General features: G+C 61.1%; 20 protein-coding genes. 12 read left to right on the top strand and 8 right to left on the bottom strand.

Going from position 1 to position 20149, the window contains the following annotated elements; all coding sequences use genetic code 11:
• Positions 1-420: 420 nt before the first annotated feature.
• Positions 421-2376, bottom strand: a complete 1956-nt coding sequence (acs, locus tag C4K27_RS23310; RefSeq protein WP_053262298.1) for an acetate--CoA ligase — start codon at positions 2374-2376, stop codon at positions 421-423.
• Positions 2377-2788: 412 nt separating this feature from the next.
• Here acs and C4K27_RS23315 point away from each other — a divergent pair, with 412 nt between their 5' ends.
• Together C4K27_RS23315 and C4K27_RS23320 are read left to right on the top strand one after the other, a co-directional pair.
• Complete coding sequence (locus C4K27_RS23315) at positions 2789-3052, top strand: DUF2790 domain-containing protein (protein ID WP_081002338.1); 264 nt, start codon at positions 2789-2791, stop codon at positions 3050-3052.
• 872 nt (positions 3053-3924) lie between these two features.
• Positions 3925-5172 carry a ribonucleotide-diphosphate reductase subunit beta gene (locus C4K27_RS23320; protein ID WP_007925192.1) on the top strand — a complete coding sequence of 416 codons (1248 nt, stop codon included), beginning with the start codon at positions 3925-3927 and terminating at the stop codon, positions 5170-5172.
• A 125-nt stretch (positions 5173-5297) separates the two neighbouring features.
• Here C4K27_RS23320 and C4K27_RS23325 read toward each other — a convergent pair whose 3' ends face one another.
• Both C4K27_RS23325 and C4K27_RS23330 read right to left on the bottom strand, forming a co-directional pair.
• Complete coding sequence (locus tag C4K27_RS23325; RefSeq protein ID WP_053262299.1) at positions 5298-6011, bottom strand: acid phosphatase; 714 nt, start codon at positions 6009-6011, stop codon at positions 5298-5300.
• A gap of 384 nt (positions 6012-6395) precedes the next feature.
• The gene (locus tag C4K27_RS23330; protein ID WP_053262300.1) at positions 6396-7007 is read right to left on the bottom strand and encodes a phage holin family protein; all 612 of its coding nucleotides are present in this window, start codon (positions 7005-7007) and stop codon (positions 6396-6398) included.
• A 144-nt stretch (positions 7008-7151) separates the two neighbouring features.
• On the opposite strand from C4K27_RS23330, the gene C4K27_RS23335 reads away from it, so the two are divergent.
• The gene (locus C4K27_RS23335) at positions 7152-8135 is read left to right on the top strand and encodes a hypothetical protein (RefSeq protein ID WP_053262301.1); all 984 of its coding nucleotides are present in this window, start codon (positions 7152-7154) and stop codon (positions 8133-8135) included.
• A 3-nt stretch (positions 8136-8138) separates the two neighbouring features.
• Here the strand turns inward: C4K27_RS23335 and C4K27_RS23340 are convergent, their stop codons facing one another.
• Positions 8139-8951: a sulfite exporter TauE/SafE family protein gene (locus tag C4K27_RS23340; protein ID WP_053262302.1), complete on the bottom strand. Its 813-nt coding sequence runs from the start codon at positions 8949-8951 to the stop codon at positions 8139-8141.
• A 113-nt stretch (positions 8952-9064) separates the two neighbouring features.
• On the opposite strand from C4K27_RS23340, the gene C4K27_RS23345 reads away from it, so the two are divergent.
• Positions 9065-9835, top strand: coding sequence for an AraC family transcriptional regulator (locus tag C4K27_RS23345; protein WP_053262303.1), 771 nt, complete (start codon positions 9065-9067; stop codon positions 9833-9835).
• A gap of 128 nt (positions 9836-9963) precedes the next feature.
• The gene (locus tag C4K27_RS23350) at positions 9964-10281 is read left to right on the top strand and encodes a helix-turn-helix transcriptional regulator (protein WP_007925185.1); all 318 of its coding nucleotides are present in this window, start codon (positions 9964-9966) and stop codon (positions 10279-10281) included.
• Here the strand turns inward: C4K27_RS23350 and C4K27_RS23355 are convergent.
• Together C4K27_RS23355 and C4K27_RS23360 are read right to left on the bottom strand one after the other, a co-directional pair.
• Positions 10263-10820 carry an AAA family ATPase gene (locus C4K27_RS23355; protein WP_053262304.1) on the bottom strand — a complete coding sequence of 186 codons (558 nt, stop codon included), beginning with the start codon at positions 10818-10820 and terminating at the stop codon, positions 10263-10265. The two genes, C4K27_RS23350 and C4K27_RS23355, sit on opposite strands and share 19 nt — an antisense overlap.
• A gap of 102 nt (positions 10821-10922) precedes the next feature.
• Positions 10923-11981 carry an MBL fold metallo-hydrolase gene (locus tag C4K27_RS23360; RefSeq protein ID WP_053262305.1) on the bottom strand — a complete coding sequence of 353 codons (1059 nt, stop codon included), beginning with the start codon at positions 11979-11981 and terminating at the stop codon, positions 10923-10925.
• A 203-nt stretch (positions 11982-12184) separates the two neighbouring features.
• Between C4K27_RS23360 and C4K27_RS23365 the strand changes: the two genes are divergently transcribed.
• The 4 genes from C4K27_RS23365 to C4K27_RS23380 all read left to right on the top strand — a co-directional run bounded on the left by C4K27_RS23365 (position 12185) and on the right by C4K27_RS23380 (position 16390).
• Complete coding sequence (locus C4K27_RS23365) at positions 12185-12793, top strand: TetR/AcrR family transcriptional regulator (RefSeq protein ID WP_053262306.1); 609 nt, start codon at positions 12185-12187, stop codon at positions 12791-12793.
• A 227-nt stretch (positions 12794-13020) separates the two neighbouring features.
• Positions 13021-14097: a diguanylate cyclase gene (locus C4K27_RS23370; RefSeq protein WP_053262307.1), complete on the top strand. Its 1077-nt coding sequence runs from the start codon at positions 13021-13023 to the stop codon at positions 14095-14097.
• A gap of 342 nt (positions 14098-14439) precedes the next feature.
• Positions 14440-15759, top strand: a complete 1320-nt coding sequence (locus tag C4K27_RS23375; RefSeq protein ID WP_053262308.1) for a methyl-accepting chemotaxis protein — start codon at positions 14440-14442, stop codon at positions 15757-15759.
• A 91-nt stretch (positions 15760-15850) separates the two neighbouring features.
• Positions 15851-16390, top strand: a complete 540-nt coding sequence (locus C4K27_RS23380; protein WP_007925179.1) for a DUF1003 domain-containing protein — start codon at positions 15851-15853, stop codon at positions 16388-16390.
• 1 nt (position 16391) lies between these two features.
• Here C4K27_RS23380 and C4K27_RS23385 read toward each other — a convergent pair whose 3' ends face one another.
• A complete protein-coding gene (locus C4K27_RS23385; RefSeq protein WP_238437393.1) occupies positions 16392-17306 on the bottom strand; it encodes a LysR family transcriptional regulator in 915 nt (304 codons plus the stop codon).
• 61 nt (positions 17307-17367) lie between these two features.
• Here C4K27_RS23385 and C4K27_RS23390 point away from each other — a divergent pair, with 61 nt between their 5' ends.
• Together C4K27_RS23390 and C4K27_RS23395 are read left to right on the top strand one after the other, a co-directional pair.
• Positions 17368-18087: a CTP synthase C-terminal region-related (seleno)protein gene (locus C4K27_RS23390; RefSeq protein ID WP_053262309.1), complete on the top strand. Its 720-nt coding sequence runs from the start codon at positions 17368-17370 to the stop codon at positions 18085-18087.
• Positions 18084-18413, top strand: a complete 330-nt coding sequence (locus C4K27_RS23395; protein WP_053262310.1) for an antibiotic biosynthesis monooxygenase family protein — start codon at positions 18084-18086, stop codon at positions 18411-18413. The genes C4K27_RS23390 and C4K27_RS23395 overlap by 4 nt, the downstream gene beginning before the upstream one ends.
• Before the next feature lie 27 nt (positions 18414-18440).
• On the opposite strand, the gene C4K27_RS23400 is transcribed toward C4K27_RS23395, so the two are convergent.
• Positions 18441-18773, bottom strand: a complete 333-nt coding sequence (locus C4K27_RS23400; protein WP_007925175.1) for a DUF2025 family protein — start codon at positions 18771-18773, stop codon at positions 18441-18443.
• Between the two features lie 250 nt (positions 18774-19023).
• On the opposite strand from C4K27_RS23400, the gene C4K27_RS23405 reads away from it, so the two are divergent.
• Positions 19024-20148 carry a glycerophosphodiester phosphodiesterase gene (locus C4K27_RS23405; protein WP_053262311.1) on the top strand — a complete coding sequence of 375 codons (1125 nt, stop codon included), beginning with the start codon at positions 19024-19026 and terminating at the stop codon, positions 20146-20148.
• The last annotated feature ends 1 nt before the right edge of the window (position 20149 follow it).

Here is a 20149-nt window from a genome sequence, read left to right on the forward strand (position 1 = left end):
CAAAAGACGGTAAACCAATCTGTGTTGCAAATTGCGGGCCTATTATTCGCAAAGCCTTCTATTCCGGCAAGCGCAGCGTTATGACTTATTTTTTACCGACCCGCAAAGGCCCTGAAACAGGGCTTGGCGTTTCTCATTGCCCCGAATCCGGGCAGCGGGTTACACATTCCCTCCCGCCGGTAACATTCAGATACGCCTGATGGACATACCGATATTTATTCGATCGAAAAGCCGCTGTCTGTAACCGCTGCTTCAGGCTGCGATAAGGCCCGAAGGGCCTTTCAGGGCCTTCAAGAGCGCGTCTCCTGCGGAGCCGATCGCAGCCTTCGGCAGCGGCTACAGAAGCCCCCCCGATAGCGCTCACAAAAAAGCCCCGCCCGGCACAAGGCCGGGCGGGGCTTTCGCTGACACAGGTCCGTCTCAGGCGACGTTCATGGTCTTGTGGGTATCGACCAGATGCTGCACCACACCCGGGTCCGCCAGGGTGGAGATATCCCCCAGGCTGTCGTACTCCGCCGTGGCGATCTTGCGCAGGATACGGCGCATGATCTTCCCGGAACGGGTCTTCGGCAGGCCTGGCGCCCACTGGATGACATCCGGCGAGGCGATCGGACCGATCTCCTTGCGCACCCAGTTCTTCAGCTCCAGGCGCAATGCTTCGCTCGGTTCTTCGCCACCGTTGAGGGTGACGTAGACATAGATGCCCTGCCCCTTGATGTCGTGGGGCACACCGACCACCGCCGCTTCGGCGACTTTCGGGTGAGCGACCATCGCGCTTTCGATCTCGGCGGTCCCCATGCGGTGGCCGGATACGTTGAGCACATCGTCCACACGCCCGGTGATCCACCAGTAGCCGTCTTCATCGCGACGGGCACCGTCACCGGTGAAGTACATGCCACGGAACGTCTTGAAGTAGGTATCGACGAAACGATCGTGGTCGCCATACAGGGTGCGCGCCTGGCCTGGCCACGAATCGAGGATCACCAGGTTGCCTTCGGCGGCGCCCTCGATAATGTTGCCCAGGTTGTCCACCAGCGCCGGCACCACGCCAAAGAACGGACGTGCCGCCGAACCCGGTTTGAGGGCATGGGCGCCCGGCAGCGGGCTCATCAGGGTCGCGCCGGTCTCGGTCTGCCACCAGGTATCGACGATCGGGCAACGGGATTGACCGACATTCTTGTAGTACCACTCCCAGGCTTCCGGGTTGATCGGTTCACCCACCGAGCCCAGCAGGCGCAGGCTGCTGCCATCGGCGCCTGCGCAGGCGGCGTTACCCGAGGCCATCATGGCGCGGATCGCGGTCGGCGCGGTGTAGAGGATATTGACCTTGTGCTTGTCGACGATCTTCGCCACGCGGGTCACGTCCGGGTAGTTCGGTACGCCCTCGAACAGCACGGTGGTCGCGCCATTGGCCAGCGGGCCATAGACGATATAGGTGTGGCCGGTGACCCAGCCGACGTCGGCGGTGCACCAGTAGATTTCCCCCGGACGGTAATCGAATACGCGCTCGTGGGTCAGGGACGCGTACAGCAGGTAGCCGCCAGTGGTGTGTTGCACGCCTTTGGGCTTACCGGTGGAGCCGGAGGTATAAAGGATGAACAGCGCTTCCTCGGCGCCCATTTCTTTTGGCGCACAGACGGTACCGGCCACTTTCATCAAGTCTTCGTACCAGATGTCGCGATGCTGGTTCCACTTGATCTGGCCATTAGTGCGCTTGCACACGATGACCTTCTGGATGCTGCTGGTTTCCGGGTTGGTCAGCGCATCGTCGACATTGGCCTTGAGCGGAATCTTCTTGCCCGCGCGAATGCCTTCGTCGGCGGTGATCACCACCTTGGATTTGCAGTCGATGATCCGCCCGGCCAGCGCTTCCGGCGAAAAGCCGCCGAACACCACCGAATGAATCGCGCCGATCCGGGTACAGGCCAGCATGGCGACCACGGCTTCGGGAATCATCGGCATATAGATAGTCACCACGTCGCCGCGGTGCACGTCCTGGCCACGCAGGGCGTTGGCGAACTTGCAGACTTGTTCGTGCAGCTCGCGGTAGGTGATGTTGCGGCTTTCGGAAGGATCGTCGCCTTCCCAGATGATCGCGATCTGATCGCCGCGCTCGGCCAGATGGCGATCCAGGCAGTTGTAGGAAACGTTGAGGGTGCCGTCGGCAAACCATTTGATATCGACATGGTGATCGTCGAAGGAGGTCTGCTTCACCGTGGTGAAAGGCTTGATCCAGTCGAGGCGCTTGGCTTGCTCGCGCCAGAAGCCGTCCGGGTTGACGACCGACTGCTGGTACATGGCCTTGTAGGTCGCCTCGTCAGTCAGCGTGTTGGCCGCAACCTCGGGACGAACGGGATACAGAGAAGCCGCACTCATCTTTCTTACCTCGGTGACATAGTTGTTGTTGTATGGCCCCGTTGTAGCCGGGGCGGGCCTATAGAACCATTCGACGATGGTAGTAACAACCCCCAGCCGATCCCCCTGAAAAGTGCTTTACCCCCTCTATTACGAGACTTGCGGTAGTTTCTGCGGTAAGTAGAAGACCGCTGCCAGGCCGCTGGGGGTCGTTTTTACCGGGATTGTTACAAAAACCGTCAATAGTGTTTATCAAAAGCACGCCTGTATAGCGCCTACTCAGGCGCCTAAAATCAACCTCGCCAACAAGGCAATGTGATTAACCAAGTTACAGCCCCCACGAAGGCAGTTAATCCAGACTTCTACTCAAGTTCCACACGCAGCCCCACAAAGGCTGCGTGACCCCACACGACCTTAGAAAGGTGAAATCAAAATGAAAGCTTTATTAGTTCTGGCCCTCAGCAGTCTTTGCGTTACAGCAATGGCCGACGAGATCCCTACTGATGTCGCAAGCCAGCAACCAGCAGTAGAGGAATACTCTTACTCGTCCGACCTGGATATCGCCAAAGTTATATCCATGAGCGAAGTTCCAAATGTATGCGAGGTTGTACCTGCGCGTATGGAATATGAAGACTCGAAAGGTCTGCGGCACATTCTGCAATACCGTGTCATGGGTAACGGCTGCTCTAACGGCTGATACTCAAGTTGCTCTTCAAGTTCCAACAATTGCCGGCCGCAGAGATCTTTCTTGCGGCAAAGATGGCCAGATGCACAACTGAATCCAGACTGGTTGCAAGCCATCGCCCAATGCAGTGCGACCACGGCTTTCGCACTCCCCTTTTTCATCTGTCGAGCCACCTTGCAGGGAGCGTTTCCGTATCGCCCCAAGGGGCTTGATGATGGTCCGAAAATGCCTTCTCGAGCATCAAGAACGACTTCGGGTGGCAACCCGGGACAGTAGTGTTTCAAAGGTCAAAAATTGATCATCCAACACAAGATGTAGTGGCAAAAGCGTTTTTTTGCTTATTTTTTGAGCAAAATATACGACTGACAATTTGCACCATGAATTGAACACAATCCTGTCTACCAAAGCCCACGACCTTCCCTGTAAGCCATGTACTACGGGGCTTGCAGAGCATTGCGCGAAAAAGCCAAGGTCTCGGATCGCTTCCAGGCGGCAAAAAACCGCAAAACCGGGTGAAAAAAAATCTTTGCCGGCCAAAGCCTTGTAAACCCTCGCTCCGCCGCGATCACGCCCCTCGCCAACCGAATCGTGAGCCACTTCGTCGCACCACAGCGGCAAAAAAATCCCTATAATGCGGCCTTAAAACGGGCCTGCAATATTCCCTTACAGGGATAAACAGCCAATCCGAAGCCAGCGCAGGAGTCGACTCGGTCCTCTGTGCCCATAACCGCCTCGGAACTCCCGTACATATTTTTGTTTATTGCCTGCGTTAGCTGCCGCAACAAACGATTCCTTAAGATCCAACGCGGCCAGTTCGGCCGTGTGAAAAGCCAACCATCAGTTTTCACACGGGCATCTGGCCCTCACGCAGGAGACGACACGTCATGCTGAGCTGGGACGAATTCGACAAAGAAGAAGGCGAAGTCGCCGTTAAAGGCGCCAACGCCGGCCACGCTGCCGAAGCTGCCATGGACAAACTCGACAGCGCCGGTGGTGCCGCCGCTCTCGAAGCCCGCGCCGTAACCGCCAGTGACTCCGCTGCCGTTGCTCGTGCCAAGGCATCCCTGGACCAGCTCGACATCGCCGAAGGCCTGGCTGAGTTGGAAGGTGCTTCCGCCCGTGTCGCCGTCGATGAAAAGCGCATGATCAACTGCCGCGCCGACCTCAACCAGCTCGTGCCATTCAAATACGACTGGGCCTGGCAGAAGTACCTGGACGGTTGCGCAAACCACTGGATGCCGCAAGAAGTCAACATGACCGCCGACATCGCCCTCTGGAAAAACCCGGAAGGCCTGACCGACGACGAGCGCCGCATCGTGATGCGCAACCTGGGCTTCTTCTCCACCGCCGACTCCCTGGTTGCCAACAACCTGGTACTGGCCGTGTACCGCCTGATCACCAACCCGGAATGCCGCCAGTACATCCTGCGCCAAGCGTTCGAAGAGGCGATCCACACCCACGCCTACCAGTACTGCATCGAATCGTTGGCCATGGATGAAGGCGAGATCTTCAACATGTACCACGAGATTCCATCGGTCGCCAAGAAAGCGGCCTGGGGCCTGAAGTACACCCGTTCGATCTCCGATCCGAAGTTCGAAACCGGCACCGTCGACACCGACAAGGAGCTGCTGCGCAACCTGATCGCCTACTACTGCGTTCTGGAAGGCATCTTCTTCTACTGCGGCTTCACCCAGATCCTGTCCATGGGTCGCCGCAACAAAATGACCGGTGTCGCCGAGCAGTTCCAGTACATCCTGCGCGACGAATCCATGCACCTGAACTTCGGTATCGACGTGATCAACCAGATCAAGATCGAAAACCCGCACCTGTGGGATGCCGAGATGAAGGAAGAAGCCACCCAGATGATCCTCCAGGGTACCCAACTGGAAATCGAATACGCTCGCGACACCATGCCGCGCGGCGTACTGGGCATGAACGCGGCGATGATGGAGGACTACCTCAAGTTCATCGCCAACCGTCGCCTGTCGCAGATCGGCCTGAAAGAAGAATACCCGGGCACCACCAACCCGTTCCCATGGATGAGCGAAATCATGGACTTGAAGAAAGAGAAGAACTTCTTCGAGACTCGCGTGATCGAGTATCAGACTGGCGGCGCGCTGAGCTGGGATTGATTCCAGTCCTGTGCCGATCTCGATCTGAATCGGCACAACGAAAGATCAAAAAAGCCCTGACTTGCTCAGGGCTTTTTATTGGGACCTGGTATCCCCGACTCCAGGCAAATCATCCAACCCGGAACTCAATCGGCGGAGGCCAGGGCACCACGAATCTCCTGTTTCACCGCCTCGAAATCCGCCGCCGCGCGGGGATCGTCCAGCAGCCGGGCCGCCAACACCGCGGCACTTATCTTTCCGCCCTCCAGGTCGCTGGGGAAATGCACGCCGGCGATGACCCGGCTGTCGGCATTGATCTGTGCGCGGCTGAACAACTCGCTGCGTTTCTCCGGCAGCGCCATGCTCAGCAAGGTGGCATTGAGATAACCATTCATCGAGTGACCGCTGGGGTAGGAATCGCCCTCCGGTGGCGGCAATACCGGCTTCACCAGTGCCGAGGTTTCGTAAGGGCGCGGCCGACCATAGCTGTGCTTGGCCGGCATCAGGAATTGCACCAGGTCTTCCTGGGCCCGCCGGAAGAAGGCCCGGGTCAGGGGCAGGCGCTCAATGCTGAAACCGGCGCCGAGGGATTCCCTGGCGAAGTGGAACACGCTGTCTTCCCATTCATCATCCTGCTGGACCCGGCTCACCTGAGCGCTACTGCGTGCTGCCTGGGCCGCCAGCACGGCTGTCAAATCGCTTTGTTGCAACGATGAATCAACAGTTGGAGGCGGTGGCAGGTAGTCAGCCAGCCGGAACTGATTGGCCGGCAGATAAGGCAAGGCTGCCTGCTCCGCCAGGACGGCCCCGGTGCCGGACAGGGCCAGACAAAACAACAATGAACGCGCAAGAACAGGCATATGGAGGTCCTCGTTATTGTGAGGGGAAAAGCCGTCTGGCTGGTTCCCACCGGGCCTTCATTCATGAGGCCGGCGCCTTCTTATCGGCCATTTGTTCGAGGCTTACTTGTCCCTCCTTGCCAAAGGTGTGACATTCTCTGCCAGGACTATTAAAGACACCTAAGCTTTTGTTTTTACAAGCTTTAACGCGTAGGACTCGTCTCTATATGGTGAGAGTTTTGTTAATTAGAACTGTAGGAAATTTCGTGGCCCCGCCCCGCCAAAAACGTTGAAATGCAGCCGCGATGACCTGGCAAGACTCAGGAAGGCTGTCAGTTTGATTGGTCCCGACGGGGGATTTTTCGTGAGCACGCCCACCCTACCAAGGGCGTGGTTGGAACGGGGTCATGGCTTGTTCTGTTCCTGCGGACGCCAGTCGAAATGCTGCCGTTCGCCGACGCCATTGAAGTCGACGCGATAGGTGTGTTGCTTGCCGCCGATATCGCAGACGCCGATCAGATCGTGGTTATGCTGTTCGCGCGGCGGTGGCGTCTGGATACGCACGGTACCGTGGCAGTTTTCGTAATTGCAGGGCGCGGTATTGCGATACAGCAGGTAATCGCCACTTTCATCACGCTCGACCCAACGCCCATCGATGAATCGGGCCTGGTCGGGCGCAATGCTGGCGGTGGCCATCTTGCGCTTGCCGTTGCACAGCATCACCCCGCCCATGGCGGCGGCCATGATGAGGTAGGCCAGGATCCGCGACTCCACATTGAAGTAGGAAAGGATGCCCAACGCGTCGGCCAGGATCGACATGACCGAAAGCGCCAGCGCCGGCAGCGATAGAAAAAACGCCACCGCGCCTTTGATGACGCTGCCCCGGCTAACCCGCTCGACACTCCTGGGATCGATGACGAACTGAATGCTGGTGCGTTCAGGCGCCTGATTCTGGGCAATGTTGATGTGGTTGGCATCACCAATGGAGCCGATATTGATGCGATTACCGTCAGACATGAACCTGAGCCTTTTCCGGTGATGAGTGGAACGTGCTACCTACAAGGTTATGCCGAGATCAGCGCCCATGCTTGAAAAGATCAGTGCACTGCCCTGCGCCACCCGCTATTAATAGCCTTCTTCACTCAAGGACCCGAGCCCCCCATGAAATTCGACACCGCCTACTGCATCAGCCTCGACGACAAGCTGTCGATCTATGACGTGCGCGATCTGAATTTCGACGAGACCATGGCCTTCGACTCGGCCAAGGAACAATTCCAGTGCCCCAACGATGCCTGTCGCGCCACCTTTGCCGCTGACAATCATTTGGGGACCTTCAATGCCAAGAACGTCAATTACATCCGCACCCCGCATTTCAAGAACCTGCCTGGCACCCGGCATATCGAAGGCTGCCCGTATGGCACCAGCAGGACGCTGGCAGCCGGGGTAGAGGGTACGCCGGACGAGGATGATCGGGAGGAGCACTTCCCATCGGAATTGCTGCTGGCCCGCCGCGAATATGTGCGCAAGCCCGCCAGCCCGGCAGCGGATGGCGATACGCCAGGAACTGCCACGCCAGCCCCCTCCTCCAGCCTGCGCACGCCGGCCCCGGCTCAGGCCGGCACCCCAGACAAGACCAGTGTCTTCGCTCATCCGGTGGAGTGTTTTGTGTCGAATATCGACGACAAGGAACTGCTCAAGCGCATGCCGCTGAAGATCGGCGAACACACGGCGTCCTATGCCTCGTTCTTCAAGAAGATCGAATACCTGCTGGACAACAAGGGGTTGATCTACTGGGGCAAGATCAAGGAGATCAAGGACTACACCCAGAGCTTTCGCATCGACTTCGAACAGAAGGTCTGGTTCAAACAGGCGGACGAGACGAAAAAGAAGCCCTACTCGGTCAACGTCTACCTGAGCAAAAAACTGATCGAGAGCTACCGCAAGCGCAAAGCCTTCCTCGAAGAGATCAAGCATGCGATCGACAGCGAACAAGAGCTGTATTGCTTCTTTTATGGCGTGACCCCGGAGCTGAAACAGGTGCCAAGCAAAAAACACCCCGAACAGACGTTCGGGGTATTCAGCGCCAACATCGAGAACCTCGACCACTTCATCATTCGTGAAGCGCCGGGGTTGGCACTGGGCTAACCCTTAGCGGACCAGCATGCCGAGCATTACCAGCACCAGCAGGCCGATATACACCCGCGCATGCAGCCGGTCGGGAATGCGCCCGATCCACGGTGAGGCCAGGCGCATGCCCAGCAATGAGCCGAGGGTCAGCACGGCAAACGCCAGCAGGTCGATATAGCCGATAAACCAGGGGCCCAGATCGAAGCGACTGAAGCCGGCCATGGCCATATAGGTCAAGGTCCCGGCCAGGGCTACCGGCACGCTCAGCGGGTTGGCCATGGAGGTGGCCTGGGTCATGCTCAAGCCACAACGGCGCAGCAGGGGCACGGTCATCACACTGCCGCCGACACCCAGGAAGGTAGCAATGGCCCCGATACCCAGGCCTCCGGTGTTTTCCAGTCGCCCCAGGCAGCGCGGCGCAAGGGTGTCGCCCTGTTCAAGAAAGCTACGACGCATCAGGCAATCGGCAATGGTCAGCGCCAGGTAGGCGATAAAGGCGTAGCGCATCGCCTCACCACTCACCGCCATTGCCAGGACCGCCCCCGCTATCGCTCCCAGCCCGATGTAGCCACCCAGCGGCCACAGATAATGTCGAATCAGGTTGCCCGCGCGGCGGTGTTTGCCGGTGGCCATCAGCGCGTTGACGATCATCACGCAGGTCGAGGTGGCGACCGCTATATGCATGGCCGACTGAGCGACGGCATCGTCAGCGCCATGGCTGCTCAGCAACATGCGATACAGCAGCGGCACCACCACAAAGCCGCCGCCAAAACCGAACAGCACCGCGCTGATCCCGCTCATGCAGCCGAACACCGCCAGCCATAGATAAAACATCGAAGGGTTCTCCGTTAGCAGAAGACCTCGACGATAGAGCGCCAGGGCTTGGCCGGCTTTAGCAAGTCAGCCAATACTGTTTGCATTCACGCCACCCCGCGGACGCCGACGCCATGCGTAACACTTCGATCGACCTGCTGGATCACACCCCACGCGCCGTGGTGGCGATCGGCACCGATTACCCCCTGGGCCACCTGTTGCCGAGCCACAGCCATCGTCGCGCGCAACTGTTGTATGGCGCCACCGGGGCGATGCAGGTCAGCACCACGAATGGCCGCTGGGTGGTGCCGCCACAGCGTGCGGTATGGATTCCGCCCCGGGTGGCCCATGAGGTGCTGATGCTCGGGGTCAGTACCCGCAGCCTGTACATCGAACCGGCGGCCATGCCGGCCTTGGGCGATGAGTGCCAGGTGATCAGCGTGTCGCCACTGATGCGCCAGTTGCTAATGGAGGCGGTGGATCTGCCGCTGGCGTACGACGAGAACGGACGCGACGGTGTGCTGGTCAGCCTGTTGTTGCATGAACTGAGCCGTACCACCCGCCTGCCCCTGCACATTCCCCTGCCCGAAATGCCACGCCTGCTCACCCTGTGCCAGGCCTTCCTGCAACAACCCGATGCCCACCAGTCTCCCGAGCAATGGGCGCAACAGCTGCACATCAGCCTGCGCACCTTCAACCGCCTGTTCCGCGAGCAGACCGGCATGAGCTTCGTCCAGTGGCGCCAGCGCGCCTGCGTGGTCAGGGCCTTGCCCCGACTGGCCGCAGGCGAGTCGGTGACGCGAATCGCCCTCGATTTCGGTTATGACAGCCCCGCCGCCTTTTCCACCATGTTTCGCCGGGTAGCGGGGCAACCGCCCAGCGCCTACCTGGAAACCGGGGCGTAGCGCCGAGACAAGACTTGTCACGAAGACGTTGAGGCGATCAGCAGAATGAGTTTGATCCGGGAGCAAAACAACTGTACAAATAAACAGTACTTTATTGACTCATTTTCACCCGCTTCCGGAGAAATCCCATGGCCTCACTCGCGATGAAAGTCACCCTGGAACGTATCGCCCTCTTCCAGTTCACCCCAGAACACTGCATTCAGGCCCGCGCCATGCTGGGGTGGAGCCAGGAACAGCTGTCACAGGAATCCGGCGTCTCGATAGCCGCCATTCACCGCTTCGAGGCGGGCGGCGAATTGCTCGACGTGACCCGACTGGCCCTGGCCTTTCGCCTGGAAGCAGAAGGCCTGGTGTTCTTCCCCGGTTTCGCTCCGGGGCGTGGCATGAACATCAAGGGTGCGACGCCCAACCCGATGGAACGGCCCGACTACGCCATGATCGAGTGATCCAGGGCGCTCAATACCTCTTCCTGTAATGCCTGCACCGAGCGGTGAGTGACATCGAGGCGGATTACCGGGCAGCTCAGCCCGGTGATCCAGCTCTCATGCCGGCGCAGGCTGCGCGTACCTTGGCCACCCGTGTCGTAGCCAGCCGCCCAGGCAAGGAAGGTTTGAGTCGCGAGATGGCGTTCGCCGCCCTCATGGATCTGCTCGCCGTAACGCTGAAACTCGCGCACCCGCAAACGCTGCAGGCGGACCTCGGGGTCCAGGCGGAGGAAAATGGCATGGGTGAAAGCCTCAATCATCGGGTCACCCCAACCGCACAAGGAGCCGGACAACACCCAGCTGTCCAACCCGGCCACCTGCTGCTGCAACAGCTGGATGCGCTCGTCCCGGGGGCGGCGCAGGCTGAAAGGCTGTGCACTGGAGCGCCAGAAGAAGTTATCGGAATCGAAGTGTGCGATCCCCAAACGCTGGGCCAGCGCCTGGCCCAAGGTCGTGGTACCGGAACCGGACGCGCCAAACAGATGAAGCCGATAAGCCATTACCAGGTCCGTCGGGGCATTGGGGGAGTTCTCTAGATACTCCCCAGGCCCGGACACGGCAACCTGGCGATAGCCGGGCTCGGGGAGTCGCCGATGAAGGGTCTACAGATCGCTTGCCGTTACCTGCTCGGCCACGGGGTCGACCTCCATCCACCAGGCGTGCCCCCGCTGCGGGTGCGACAGATTGAAGGCCTCGCCCATCTGCGGCGTGGTAATAGCGATACTGCGTTCCCAGGCCAACGAGAGGATGCGGTCGAACGGTTCGTACCAGGCATGCATCGACAGGTCGAACGTGCCGTTGTGGATGGGTAACAACCAGCGGCCCTTCAAGTCGATGTGCGCCTGCAGGGTCTGCTCCGGCTGCATGTGCACGCCCGGCCACTCGACGTTGTAGGCGCCGGTTTCCATCAGGGTCAGGTCGAAAGGGCCGTAACGCTCGCCAATCCGCTTGAAGCCGTCGAAGTAACCGGTGTCACCGCTGAAGAAGATCCGGCTGTCGCCATCGATCATCACCCAGGAGGCCCACAGCGTGCTGTTGCCATCGAACAGGCCACGGCCGGAGAAATGCTGGGACGGCGTGGCGATAAAACGAATGCCATCGACTTCCGTGCCTTCCCACCAGTCCAGCTGACGCACTTTGTCGGCCGGCACGCCCCACTTCACCAGGGTATCGCCCACGCCTAGGGGGGTGAGGAAATGGCGGGTCTTGTCCGCCAGCTTGAGCACGGTCTGGTGGTCCAGGTGATCGTAGTGATCATGGGACAGGATCACCGCTTCGATCGGTGGCAATTGCTCCAGGCTGATAGGCGGCTGGTGGAAACGTTTGGGACCGGCCCATTGCACCGGCGATGCGCGTTCGGCGAATACCGGATCCGTGATCCAGAACTTGTCGTGCAGCTTCAACAGCACCGTCGAATGCCCCAGGCGGTAGACGCTCTGGTTCGGCGCCGCCAGCAGCTGTTCGTGGGTCAATGGCTGCACCGGAATGGCCCCGGTGGGGCGAGTGTTGCGCGGTTTGTGGAACAGCATGCGCCAGAAAATGCCCAGCGTCTTGCCCAGCCCCGCACGCCGGACCGGCGTGTGATTACGGAACGCACCTTGTTCCTGCAGGGACGTTTCGGGACGTGAGGCGCTGTCTGCACGGGAAGAGAGAGTGGCCATGAATCAGTGACTCCAAGGAACCCGAAAAGGCTCCGGTGATTCTCTGCGGAACGACAAAGGCCAATGCACGCAAGCGTCAGCCGACCATCATTTTTTCTGCCATGAACTACACTGCACAGTGTAGTTTTTCTAGATTGCAACAAACCCGGGACTAAGTAAACTGCCCCCGGATAACTGCCAACGACCGCCATCGAACCCAACTTATGACAGCTCCGAAGCGCCTGACCGACCTCAAACGCGAAGCCATCATCCAGGCGGCGATCACCGAATTCCATGCCAGCGGGTTCGATATCACCAGCATGGACAAGATCGCGGCAACCGCCGGAGTGTCCAAGCGCACGGTGTACAACCACTTCCCCAGCAAGGAGGAGTTGTTCACCGAGATCATGCATAAGTTATGGGCAAGCATCAGGGCGCGGGCGGACATTCTTTACCACCCCGGATTAACCCTGCGTGAACAGTTGCGGGACTTGTTGATGGCCAAGCTGCAACTGCTGGCCGATGACAACTTCCTCAACCTGGCGCGGGTCGCCATTGCCGCGACCCTGCATTCCCCCGAGCGCGCCCAGTACATGGTGGCGCGCATGGGCGAGCGTGAAGAAAGCCTGATGGTGTGGATTCGCTCGGCCCGGGCGGACGGCCGACTCAAGCCCCTGGACCCGGACTTCGCCGCCCAGCAGCTCCACGGCATGCTCAAGGCGTTTGCTTTCTGGCCACAGATCACCATGAACCGGCCGCCCCTCAAGGAAGACGAACAGCAGCGCGTCGTCGAGTCCACGCTGGACATGTTCCTGGCCTGCTATCAAGCCTGATTCCCTTCTCCCTCGATTTGCTCCGACAGCGGATCTGCCGACCGCAATGACTTGCACCGAGTGCTCTGCAATGGGCATTTGCGTACGCTCGTTCCACTAAATGGCCTGCAAGGACACTGATTATTCTTGTTGGAATAAATGACAATATTCTCCGCCTTGCCCAATGAAGGGTGACGGCCAATAAAAACACCACAAAGTGTTTCAAACCCGGGCTCGCGCAGAACTTTATGGATAACCAACAAGGCAAAGGGCTGTCGTTTGCCAAACGTATTTACCTGCCCAGGATCGTCGGGCTGGGGATTGGCAGCCTCAGCGTATTCGCCGGCTTGTACCCGGTGCCGCAACCGACCTGGGTTTGGCTGTTCCTGCTGTTTAACGGTTTTATCTGGCCGCACCTGGCGTACCTGATCTCGAGCCGCGCGGCCTTCCCCTACCAGGCCGAACGCCGCAACCTGCTGTGCGACTCGCTCTTCGGTGGTTTCTGGGCGGCGGCGATGCAGTTCAATCCGCTGCCCACGGTGACCATTCTGGCCATGATGGCGATGAACAACGTCGCGGCCGGTGGCCTGCGCCTGTTCATCCATGGCTCCATGGCACAACTGAGCGGGATACTGCTGTCGTGGTTGCTGCTCGGTCCTGCCTTCACCGGGGATGCCACCCAACTGCAGATCTACGCCTGCTTGCCGATGCTGACCCTCTACCCGATGGCGGTGGGTATGGTCTGCTACCGGCTGGCGATCAAGCTCTCCGAGCACAAACGCACCCTCAGCGCGCTGAGCCGCACCGACAGCCTTACCGGCCTGCTCAACCACGGCGCGTGGAAAGACCTGCTGCACCTCAAGTTCACCAAGTGCCAGCAGCAACGCTGTCACGGCACCATTGCCTTGATCGACATCGATCACTTCAAACACATCAACGACAGCTACGGCCATATCCTCGGCGATGCCGTGCTGCATCAATTGAGCCGGGACCTCAAGCTCAACCTGCGCCAGGACGACCTGGCCGGGCGCTATGGCGGCGACGAGTTCTGCGTGATCCTGCCGACAACCTCGATCCAGCAGGCCCACGAAGTGATGGAACGACTGCGGCAAGTCTTCAGCAACTATCGCCATCCGGGCGTGCCGCCACTCCGGGTCAGCCTGAGTATCGGCCTGGCCGCCTGGCACCCGGGGCTGCGCGATGCCGCAATGTGGCTCATGGAGGCCGACAAGGCCCTGTATGCCGCGAAAAACACCGGGCGCAACAAAGTCACTGCCGCCACCCCGATCAACGACGCGCTCCTCGCGGTGTCCAGCGACTCCTGAAAAGTTGTACAGAAATGTAAAAAACTGCAGTTTTGTACAATTTTCACCCGCATCGCTCCACACCAAGCCGGCATAATGCCGCCATGCGGTTACCCAAAAAGCCGAACGGCACATTCGCCGCCGTGCAACATAACTTCCCTAAATTGACTCGCAGGCCCAGCGTCTCACCTCAGGCGTTGAGCAAGGGTACGCGCCGGACAGGGGCGTGCCCTTCCAAGGGGTATCTGTCAGTCATGGAATGCTGGCATTGAGCAGACAAGGCCGAGGCCCAGGGGGCTTTCGGCATGCAGGCGCACACCAAAGGGACTGACTCCAGGTTTTTCCCACTGAGCACCAGCCATCATGTTATTCAACCGCCATAACAAAACCATCGACGCCTTGCACCACACCATCGCCCAGCAAGCCAGCCTGCTCGAGGCCATCGACCGTTCGATGGCGGTGATCGAGTTCGACCTGGAGGGCACGGTCCTGCAGGCCAACGACAACTTCCTCAAGACCATGGGCTATCGCGCGGAGCAGGTCATCGGCCACCCCCATCGGCAGTTCTGCAGTGCCGAATTCGCCCGCGGCAATCAATACCGCGAGCTCTGGACGCGCCTGAAAAACGGCCAGTTCCAATCGGGGACCTTCGAGCGCGTCAATGCCCAAGGCCAGCCGGTATGGCTGGAAGCCAGCTATAACCCGATCAGGGATGCCGACGGCAAGGTCTTCAAGGTGGTCAAGTACGCTCTCGACGTCACCGAAAAGGTCCAACAGGAAAGCGAGTCCAGGGGCAAGCTGCACGCCATCGATCGCGCCATGGCGGTGATCGAGTTCAACCTCGACGGCAGCGTCATCACGGCCAACCAGAACTTCCTCGATCGCCTCGGCTACAGCCTCGCCGAACTCAAGGGCAAGCATCACCGGATCTTCTGCAAGCCCGAGCTGGCCAACAGCAGCGCCTACCAGGACTTCTGGCAGCGTCTCAACCAGGGCGAGTTCTTCAGCGGGCAGTTCGAGCGTGTCGACAAACGCGGGCAATCGCTGTGGCTGGAGGCCAATTACAACCCGGTGTACGACGCCGCCGGGCGCCTGTGCAAGGTGGTGAAGTTCGCCTCCGACGTGACCGCGAGGGTGGAGAAACACGCCCAGGACGCCCAGAGCGCGACCCAGGCCTATCACATCTCGGTGGAAACCCGGCAAGTCGCCGAACAGGGCACCGCGGTGATCCAGCAGGCGGCCAGCGAGATGCGCCAGATCGCCGCCAACATCGAAGACTCCTCGACCCTGATCGCCAAGCTCGGCGAGCGCTCCGAGCAGATCACCGCCATCGTCAACACCATCCGCGCGATCGCCGAGCAGACCAACCTGCTGGCGCTCAATGCCGCGATCGAAGCCGCGCGTGCCGGCGAGCAGGGCCGGGGTTTTGCCGTGGTCGCCGACGAAGTCCGGCAACTGGCCGCCCGTACCAGCGGCTCGACCGCGGAAATCTCGGGGATGATCGACATGATCCAGCAAGAAACCCAGCAGGCCATCAAAAGCATGGACGGGACCCGGGACCGGGCGGCCAAGGGCGTGGACCTGGCGGATCAGGCCGGCACGGTGATCCTGCAGATTCGCGACGGTGCCGGCGAGGCGGTACAGGCGGTGAGCATGTTCGCCAACGAGCGTACCGCGCTCTGAACCGGCGCCTCTGACTCAACGGTGGCGACGCCAGGGAAGGCGTCGGGCAACGGGCTATAGTGAGCGACAGTCCCATCGCCCCGAGCCCGCCATGAACCCGACTCCATCCGAAACCGCCTCAGCCGCCCCTGTCGACCACCTGCGTTTCCACCGTCCCCACGCCCATCTGGCCCCGACCTTCGGCACCGACCGCTTTGCCCTGAAGGCCGAAGCCTTCGCCCGCTTTTTCGGCACCCCGACCTTTCTCGGCGCGCAAACCCTGATCGTACTGATCTGGATCGGGCTCAACCTGAGCGGGGTGACGCACTTCGACGTCTACCCCTTCATCCTTCTCAACCTGGCTTTCAGCCTGCAAGCGGCCTATGCCGCGCCACTGATCCTGCTGGCCCAGACTCGCCAGGCCGCGCGCGACAAAGCCCAGACCGACGCCGATGCCCAGCACCGCGAAGCCATCGCTATCGCCAACAGCGAACGCCAGGCGCAAGCCGCGCAACACAGCGCGCAACTGCTCGAACTGCTGGAGCAGAACACCCGCCTGACCGAGATGACCAAACAGCTGAGCGAACGCATCGAGGGCCTGACCTCGGAAATGCACCGGCACGTCCTGCACAAGGACCCGCCCCAGGCATGACTCACTGCGGCGCGCGCAGACGCTGGCTCAATTCGTCGAACAGCGTCACCACCGCGCGCAACGCCCGGCAGTCGGCCCGGGTCAGCAACCAGAGCGCGGTGTCGCACCCCGGCAGCGGATCGCTCAGGGGTTGCAGGGCGGAGGTGTCGTCGAGCAGGAAATCCGGCAACACCGCCACCCCCAGCCCGGCCTTCACCAGCTCGCTGACCGCCAGCATGCTGTTGCAGCGATAGCCCGGCACCACACCGGGCAACGCCTGCCGGCGCCAGGCGACCGTGGCGTGGTCCGGGAGAAAATCGTCCGGGGCGATCCAGGTCAGCCCGGCCAGATCCGTCGAGGCGACCGACTGCCTGTAGGCCGGGCTGGCACAGACCCGGTAAGACACCGCCCGCAACTGCCGGCCCACCAGGTGCTCGGGCGGTGTGCGTGTCAGGCGCAGGGCCAGGTCGGCGTCGCGCCGGCTGAGGTTGGCGAAATCATTGGAGGTACTGAGCTCCAGGGCCAGTGCCGGATAGCGCGGCATGAAGTGCGCCAGCGCTGGTAACAACAGGCCCTGCAGCACCGAGTCGGTACAGGTCAGGCGCACCGTGCCGCTGACCACCGCGCCGCCCTGCTCCACCCCGACCCGTGCCGCGTCCAGTGCCTGTTCCGCGCGTTCGGCCTGCTCGGCCAGGGTGCGGGCCAGGCCGGTGGGCAGGTAGCCAGCGCGGCTCTTGTCGAACAGCTGCTGGCCCAGCGCGGCCTCGAGGCGGCGCACCGCACGAAACACCGTGGACACATCGACTTTCAACAACGCCGCCGCGCGGGCCAGGGAGCCGCCGCGCACCAGGGCGAGGATCAGCGACAGGTCGGGGTAGTCGAGCCGATAGTGCGTGGATGCATTGATCACTTGGATAAACGCCAATATTGAGTGCATGAGCGCCAATCTATAGTGGCGTCCAGCAACCGACAAGCGTTGGCCCTACCAGGAGAAGTCCATGCCGCACATCGCACATCCGCCGACCCTGCACATCGCCCTGGTGGGCGACTACGACCCTCAGGTCACAGCGCACCAGGCCATTCCCCTGGCCCTGGAAATGGCCGCCGAGGAAACCAGCCTCAAGGTGCACTACCGCTGGCTGGCCACCGACAGCCTCACCAGCGACGCGCTACTGCAAGCGGCCGACGGCATCTGGTGTGTGCCCGCCAGCCCCTACCGCTCGATGGACGGTGCCCTGCGGGCGATCCGCTTTGCCCGCGAACAGCACCGCCCCTTCCTCGGCACCTGCGGCGGTTTTCAGCACGCGGTGCTGGAGTACGCGCGCAACGTGCTGGGCTGGACCGATGCCGAACACGGCGAAACCCATCCCGAGGCCGAGCGCGCCTTGCTCACGCCGCTGACCTGCGCCCTGGTGGAAGCCACCGACAGCATTCACCTGTGCGCAGGCAGCCGCATCGCCGAAGCCTATGGCGAGCACCAGATCAGTGAAGGTTATCGCTGTCGCTACGGGGTCAATCCGCAGTTCGCGGCGCAACTGCTCAAGCACGACCTGCGCCCCAGCGGCTACGACTCGGCCGGCGACCTGCGGGCGCTGGAACTGCGCGACCAGCGGTTTTTCATCGCCACCCTGTTCCAGCCGGAACGGGCAGCGCTCAAAGGCGTCGTGCCGCCCCTGGTCAGCGCCCTGCTCGCCGCTTGCCTGGAGCGTCACGCATGATCGCCCGCACACCCGAGGCGCCCTATTACGCGGTGATTTTCAGCGCCCAGCGCCGCGAACCAGACCCGGCCTACGAGCAGACCGCCGAACGCATGGTCGAACTGGCGCGGCAGCAACCGGGGTTTCTCGGCCTGGAGTTCGCGCGTAACGAGGAGGGCTTCGGCATCACGGTCTCCTATTGGCGGGACCAGGCCTCGATCCTCGCCTGGAAGCAGCAGGCCGAACACCGCATCGCCCGCGAACGCGGGCGCAGCGACTGGTACGCGGCCTGTCACACCCGGGTGTGCAAGGTCGAACGCGCCTACCTGTTCGAACGCTCGCGATAGCACCAGCCCGGCCACCGCGCATCCCGGTTATTGCGCCGCCGGCAGCAGATTGCGCACCGCCGAAATCTCCGGCAGGTCGGTGCGGCGCATGTACACGCGCAAGGGTTCGCTGATGTTGATGCGGTCGTCGATGTTCTGTTCCAGCAGCAGCTGGATCAGCTCGCGCTTGAGCACCATGACCTGGCCCTCGGCGCTGGCCCAGACGAATTCGCTGGCGGGGGTGATGGCGTCGTCGGCGACGTCCATGCCGAAGGAGTCTTCGCTGAAGCGCACGATGTGCTGGCCGCTCTTGCGGTTGAAACCGACAAACCCCTTGAGCTGGTCGGCGGCCTGGCAGATGAGTTCGGATGTGATGCGCATGGTAAACCTCACTGAGTGCCCCGAAGGACAGGTGATCGATGGTTTACACGCCAGGCAAGAGTGGAAATGTTTTCGCGCTTCCCTCTGACGGGGAAACTTCAGGGCGCAAGCGTACTGCAAAGCACCCCACAAAAGCGTTGGAAAATTTGCCGCAGGTGCAGATTTATGTCGGTTTCGCGATAGCACAACGGCCATTCAATTGTTAAAAGGTAGTCCTTTGAAAATCGCCCTCCACGAAAGGACCTCGACCATGCCTGCCACCTTCACCAAAAGCGCCCTGATGCTGAGCCTGATGCTTGGCCTGGGCCAGGCACAGGCCGCCAGCCCAAGCCCCACCGCACTGGCTGTCAGCCAAGGCATTCCACATCCCGCGGTGATCGCTCACCGGGGCGCGTCCTTCGATGCACCGGAGTCCACCGCCGCCGCCTACAAACTGGCCCGCGACCTGGGCGCCGACTACCTGGAAATGGACCTGCAACGCAGCAAGGACGGCGTGCTGTTCGCCCTGCACGACAACAACCTGCAACGCACCACCGACGTTGCCAGCAAGTTTCCCGAGCGCAAGGACAGCCCGGCCAACGCCTTCACCATGGCCGAGCTGAAAACCCTCGACGCCGGCAGCTGGTTCAACCAGGCCTATCCCGACCGTGCCCGTGCGAGCTACGTCGGCCTGAAGATCCTGACCCTCGACGAAATCATCGACATCGCCCAGAGCAACCCGCATCACAAACCCGGCCTGTACATCGAGACCAAGGAGCCCAAGCAGTTCCCCGGCATCGAGCACGACCTCAAGGAAAAACTCCAGGACCGCGGCTGGCTCAGCCCGGCCGGCTCCAAGCTGGCGAAAAGCGACCTGGCGGTAGGCCAGGGCAAAGGCAAGGTGGTGTTGCAGACCTTCGAGAAGAGCAGCCTGGAACTGCTGCAGAAAGAAATGCCGAAAGTGCCGAAGATCCTCCTGCTGTGGATCGGTGAAGGCGGCATGCAGCCCAAGTCCGACGTGTCCTTCGCCAACAGCGGCGAGAAGGACAAGGCGGCCTACTACGCCAAGCAGGAGCCCAAGGACAAGGCCGAGTTCGAGCAGTGGGTCAGCTACGCCAAGGCCCAGGGCGCCATCGGCACCGGCCCGTCGGCGGCACTGGCCAACGGTGGCGACCAGAGCTATTTCGACCTGGTGCAACCCTGGATGAACCAGTTCACCCACGACCAGGGCCTGCTGGTGCACGTCTACACCATCGACGAGCCGGTGGACTTCAAGAAGGTCCTGGACTCCGGTGTCGACGGCATCTTCACCAACCGCGCCGCGGAACTGCTCAAGTACGCCAAGCGTCCGGCCAGCGGCAGCGTCAGCCAGTTGCTCGAGGCCAACGGCTACTGAG

This window comes from Pseudomonas chlororaphis subsp. chlororaphis, from assembly GCF_003945765.1.
GTDB classification, from domain to species: domain Bacteria; phylum Pseudomonadota; class Gammaproteobacteria; order Pseudomonadales; family Pseudomonadaceae; genus Aquipseudomonas; species Aquipseudomonas chlororaphis.